This window comes from Streptomyces sp. NPDC005181, from assembly GCF_040608395.1.
Classification (GTDB): domain Bacteria; phylum Actinomycetota; class Actinomycetes; order Streptomycetales; family Streptomycetaceae; genus Streptomyces.
Map to the genome: position 1 here is coordinate 1 of NZ_JBEXID010000190.1, position 5,251 is coordinate 5,251.

3 protein-coding genes and 1 pseudogene are annotated in these 5,251 nt (G+C 68.8%); 1 reads left to right on the forward strand and 3 read right to left on the reverse strand.

All coding sequences use genetic code 11. The annotated features are described in order from the left end of the window. The 3 genes and pseudogenes from ABZV38_RS39475 to ABZV38_RS39485 form a co-directional block, all read right to left on the reverse strand. Positions 1 to 2,398 (reverse strand): AAA family ATPase (locus tag ABZV38_RS39475; protein WP_356333689.1); only part of this gene is annotated, 2,398 nt, incomplete at its 3' end. A gap of 553 nt (positions 2,399 to 2,951) precedes the next feature. Next, a complete protein-coding gene (locus ABZV38_RS39480) occupies positions 2,952 to 3,116 on the reverse strand; it encodes a hypothetical protein (protein WP_356333692.1) in 165 nt (54 codons plus the stop codon). A gap of 25 nt (positions 3,117 to 3,141) precedes the next feature. Continuing rightward, positions 3,142 to 3,435, reverse strand: a pseudogene (locus ABZV38_RS39485) (helix-turn-helix domain-containing protein); the annotation flags it as partial. 469 nt (positions 3,436 to 3,904) lie between these two features. Between ABZV38_RS39485 and ABZV38_RS39490 the strand changes: the two are divergent. Beyond that, complete coding sequence (locus tag ABZV38_RS39490; RefSeq protein ID WP_356333690.1) at positions 3,905 to 5,131, forward strand: MFS transporter; 1,227 nt, start codon at positions 3,905 to 3,907, stop codon at positions 5,129 to 5,131. Positions 5,132 to 5,251 lie beyond the last annotated feature (120 nt).

Below are 5,251 nucleotides of genomic sequence, written 5' to 3' on the forward strand. Positions count from 1 at the left end.
GTCGCAGCGGGGTGCGGGCGTCCACGTTGCGGCGGTGCCGGCGCAGCCAGCGGCCGTGGTGCAGGTGCAGCCGGGCACGCGCCAGCGTCCAGCCGGCCGGGAGCGTGGTGAGCGCCGCGGCGTAGCGCTCCTCGGCTGTGTCGTCCGCAGCCAGTACCGCGTCGGTGTAGGCGTGCGCGACCACCATCGCTTCCGAGGGCAGTCGGTCGGCCAGCTCGGGCAGGTCGGCCAGCAGTTCCCGGGCCTGCTCCGCGGTGCCGGCGGCCACCGCGGCGTCCGCCAGGTCCAGCGCCAGCAGCCACCGACGCATCGAGTGGTAATGCAGGTCAGTCGGATCGAACGCACACGCGAGAATGTCGTAGGCCTCCGTTGCGCGGCCGTCGAAGAGAGCAAGCAGGCCGTCGACCTGTTGCGCTATTACCGTGACGTACCGCATACCGGCGAACAGGCTGTGCGTGCGCAGCTCGCGAACCGACCGCTCCGCTTCTTCGATCTCACCGCGCAGCGCTGCCACCAGGCCGGCCGTCGCCTTCAGCCCCAGCCATTGCATCCACTCTCCGGTCTCCTCGGCCAGGGCGAGCCCCTCGGCGGACTCCTCGCGAGCCTGGTTGAGCTGACCGAGGAACACCCGCGGATAATTGCCGGACAGAGAGCGGGCCAGCAGCCCAAGCCTGCCCTGCGACCGCCACGCCGTGGCCGCCAGCGCCAGGTAGCGGCTGGCGCGGTCGAAGTCGCCGATAGACATGGCGCTGGTGCCGAAGAAGTGCAGGATCCGAGCGTCCTCGCGGTCCAGCTCGAGACTGTCGAGCCGCGCGATCACGTCGGCCCCGTACCGGTACGGCTGGGCATACCCCCGCACCGCAAGCACGTGGGGGGCGTCCGGATCGGGGTTCCACCGGTCCAGTTCCGCCGCGGTCTGAGCGCGCACCTGCGCGTCGCCGTCCTGGAAGAAGCAGCGTATCCCGGCACGCCACAACAGGTCCTCGGCGACGTCGCCGGCTCCCGCGTCGAACGCTTCGGCCGCCGCGGTGACCATGTCCTGGATGCGCCGGTGCGGCTTGTCCGGTTCGAAAGCGGACTTGTCGGACACGATCATGAGGCGGGCCCGCTCCACCGGGCCGAGCGCGCTCATGTCGGCGCGGTCCAGCAGCATCTGCGTGTTGATACGGTCGTTGACCTCGCTGGCCAGCTCGGCTGCCCGGACCAGGATGCCGGTCCGGCGCTGCGGGTCGAGGACGAGGTCGGCCGCCTGGCGCAGGGCGGAGACGGCCGCCGCCACCTTGCCCCGGGCGTGCGAGGCGTCGGCAAAACGTTCCAGCCGGTCGGCCAGTTCCTCGTCCGGGCCGATCGCGGCCGCGGCCTGGTGGACGAGCTGGCACTCGGGAATGTCGTCCATCACCGCCGCGAGGGCGCGGTGGGTGGCCAGCCGATCGGCCAGCGCGGCGCGGGTGTAGATGGCCGAGCGCATCAGCGGATGCCCGAACTCGGGGGTACGGCCGACCAGGGTGACCAGGCCCGCGTCGACCGCCTCCTCCAGCGTGTCCACGGAGACCTCCGAACCGCAGAGGCGACCCGATACCTGCAGCAGCCGGTTCAGCGGGGCGGCCGGCTCGGCGGCCAGGGCCAGCAGGAACGCGCTACACTGCTGGCTCACCGAGTCGGTGCGTGCGGCGAAGGCGTCCTCCAGCCGCTGGGTCAGCGGCAGGTCTTCCATCTGCGCGGACATGCCCTGCGCCGCCTTGGGCAGCTCGACCAGGGCCAGCGCGTTACCCGCGGCGCGCTCCAGGATGAGCGCCCGTACCGGCTCCGGCAGCTCGGGCGCGCCGGTGTCGAGCAGCTCGGCGGCGGCCGTCCGGCCGAGCGGTTCCAGACGGAGGTCCGGAAATATGTACGCGTCGGCGGCCTGGGTACGGGTGGCGGCGATTTGTGCTATGGCGAGGTCGCCGGTGCGCCGGGCGACGAATTTGAGCACGTCCCGGCTGGACGAATCGGCCCACTGAAGGTCGTCGACGAGCAGCAGGAGCGGCTGCCGGTCGGCCGCGTCGGCGAGGAGTTCGAGCGCGGCCAGTGCGACCCGGTATATCTGGGGCGCGGTCTCCGTGGCGTCGAACGCGTCGTTCAGCGCCGACCGGTGTGCGGCGGGCAGGTTCTGGATGTCACGGGCGACCGGTTGCAGCAGCAGCTGCAGTGCGGCGAACGGCAGCCACTGCTCGGTCTCCACCCCGGAGGTCCGCAGCACTCGGAAACCGCTTTCGGCGGCGTCGGCGCCGAGCTTGCGCAGCAGGGCCGACTTGCCGACGCCAGCGGTGCCGTGGACCAGCAGCGCGCCGCCGTGCCCCGCCGCCGCGTCCGTCAGCAGCCCGCGCAGAGTCCGCAACTCCTCGTCCCGGCCGATCATCGCGCGCCTGCGGATGCCGGTCTCAGCGGGGCTTCCGGCACCCCCACGCGAATGCCCGACACCGCGGCCGTGGACGTGCGGGCCAAAGCCTGCGGCGAGAAGACAGTCCCCGCTGCCGTGCGACGGTGCCCGCTGGCGCTGCTCCCGTCACCGTTGACCGGCGCGGTCACAGAACGCTCGAGCATGGCCGAACGTTCACGCGTCGGCGCAGCGGGCATCGGGGTCAGCATGAAACCTTTCCTCCGGTCACGGTATTTGCGACTCGGATGTTACCTGTCAGCCGACGGTTCCTCGGCTTGGGGTACAAGCGACCCGCTCGAAGTCGAGTCCTCCTGCCTGCGACGCAGTGAAGATCCTCCGCCTCGACCGCCGCACTTGGCTCGCCGTCGCCTGCCAGATGACCGACAGCCCGGGCGCGTACACACCGTGATCGTCCGCGTGATGACGGATTCCTCCCGCGACGGGACCCCTGGTTCTCGATCATCTTGCTCGGCACAAGCGATCCACCAGAGGTCCCGTTCCTCGTCGTGACCGGTTCGACGAAGCGAAGAATTCAAGGAGCGATGATCACGCGGTCGTCCACCACACCGTCGTGTCCGCGGGTCACCTTCGCCTCGCCGCCTGCCTCCGTCAACTCGTCGCTGGCGAGCAGGACACGGCCGTACGCCGGGGTGGTCAACGACTCTGCGGGTGCCGATAGAACATCCGGCCTGGTCAAGCGGCATGTTGGTACTCATGAAGGGCGGCTTGTTGCGGCCCTTCCCGGGTGCGGTCTCAGGTCCCGGTACTGGTGTCCCGTTGGGTCGGCGGACCTTGCCGGAGAGCCGCTCTTGGACGTACTCGCGGAGCCGTTCGTTGACGGCAAGCTTCGCAGTCTTGGGGCGTTGCGTCGTAAGCTCTGCCTTCCACTGCGCTACCGAAGCCCGGTACTCGAGCTTCCCGCCTCGACTGGCCGCGTTGTGTCGCAGCTCCCGCGACATGGTCGCCGGGTCGCGGCCGAGTCGGCGGCCGATCTGCCGAACCCCGGCGCCCTGAGCCTCGCCACCGTCCGGGGCCGTCACATATCCGCCCAGTCGACGTCATCCGTCCCCGGAGCCTGAACGAGATCCGCCGCCTGTACGACCGGATCGTCCTCGCCCGCACCGCCCGGACCTGGCTCGCCATGCACTGGCACCGCTGGCGCACCCGCAACCAGACCCGAGCCCGCGCCAGCCACTACCGCACCCGGACCGCCCGCGCTCACTCACCGTAAAATCACCGGCTGTAGTACTAGGTACGACCCAATCCTGCGTTCTGACCCGAGTAGGAGCGACCTCGTCCACCGTGATTCCCCAAACAGAGCACAGCCATCCCGGGCACCACGTCAGAGGTTGTGTGCCGGCCGGAGCAATCACACCGGAGGAGCCGATGCAGACCGACCGCACCGATGAGGCAATCGCGGCTCACGGCGACGAGCGACCGCCACCCAGTCGCAGACAGAAGCTGCGCACAATCTTTGGCACAGGTGTGGGCAATGCGCTCGAGTGGTACGACTGGAACGTCTACGCGGTCTTCGCGCCGTTCCTCGCTGCAGAGTTCTTCAAACCGACGGACTCGTTCTCCGCGCTGCTCTCCACACTTGTGGTCTTCGCTGTCGGGTTCGGGATGCGACCGATTGGTGGCATCCTCTTCGGCTGGTTCGCCGACCGCCATGGCCGACGGGCATCCCTGTTGCTGTCGGTTGCCCTGGCCTCCGCCGGAAGCCTTCTGATCGGTGTTGCCCCTTCGTACTCAAGCGTTGGCGTGAGCGCATCGGTGCTGCTCCTGCTCGCCCGCTTGCTTCAGGGCCTTGCCTACGGTGGTGAGATCGCCGCCTCGCACACCTACATCTCAGAGATGGCTCCCCCACGCCGCCGAGGCCTGTGGTCCAGCACCATCTACGTCTCAGGTGTCTCGGCCGTCATCATTGCCACCCTCCTCGGCGCCACCCTGACCACCGTGCTCACCGACCAGCAGATGGGCAGCTGGGGCTGGCGGGTGCCCTTCCTCGTCGGCGGGGTGCTCGGCATCATCACCCTCTTCCTGCGTCGCACGATGAGCGAGACGCCCTCGTACGAACACGCACAGGCCGCGGAGGAACAGGACAGGTCCAGTACTTCCCTCGTACGGGGCCTCTGGAAGAACCGTGCCGCGGCACTGCGTGTCATTGGGCTCGCCTCAGGTGGCACCGTCTTCTTCTACACCTGGGTGACCGCCGCTCCGGCCTACGCGATCGGGGTGAAGCACCTCCCGGCCTCCGCCGTGCTGTGGTCTGCCGTTATCGCCCTCACAGTCCTGGTCGCGACGCTGCCGCTCGCCGGAGCGCTGTCGGACCGCATAGGGCGACGGCCGTCCCTCCTGATGTTCACGCTCGGAGGGGCAGCAGTGACCTACCCCCTGAACCACTTGATTCAGGACAAGGTCTGGCAGCTCACGCTGTCCATGTCAATCGCGGGCATTCTGGTCGCGCTTGGGACGTCGATTCTGCCGGCCTACCTCGCGGAACTCTTCCCCACGCATGTGAGAGCCTCAGGGATCGGCGTGTCATACTCCATCGCCGTGGCACTCTGCGGAGGCACCGCACCGTACCTTCAAACGTGGCTGGCCAGCAGCGGCCGCGAGCACCTCTTCCTCGGCTACACGATCGCTCTGATGCTGGTGGCGGCCGTCGTTACTCTCGTGTCGCCCGAAACTAAGGGGAAGACGCTGGAGTAGGTGTACATGATCCGGGTCATGGGCCGGTTGAAGCTTCCCCGTGATCTTGGACACGTCCGTGTTACGCCGCGAGGGTCTGGTCTTGTTGGTAGCGCAGGCGTGTCTCGTGGGGCGTGAGGT